A 261-nucleotide genomic window follows, 5' to 3' on the forward strand; every position below is an offset into this window, starting at 1 on the left:
GTGACCACCAGGGAAGCAACAACATGGACTTCGGTAACGCGGTCGACTGCTGCACGGGACAAGAAACACCGGATGGAACCGGCGCCGACCACCGCTGCGATGAAGAAGGCGCCGGCGAACAAGCTCACCAGGGAAGAACGCCACGCCGTGCTGTCCATGCTCAACTGCGACCGATTCGTCGACCAGGCTCCGCTCGAGGTCTACGCGACGCTCCTCGACGAGGGCACCTACCTGTGTTCGATATCGACGATGTACCGGATC

Annotated in this window: 1 pseudogene; it reads left to right on the forward strand. The window is 61.7% G+C overall.

Going from position 1 to position 261, the window contains the following annotated elements:
- Positions 1–123 precede the first annotated feature (123 nt).
- Positions 124–261, forward strand: a pseudogene (locus MWU77_RS24560) (IS3 family transposase); the annotation flags it as partial.

This window comes from Rhodococcus sp. F64268, assembly GCF_023015605.1.
Lineage (GTDB): Bacteria > Actinomycetota > Actinomycetes > Mycobacteriales > Mycobacteriaceae > Rhodococcus.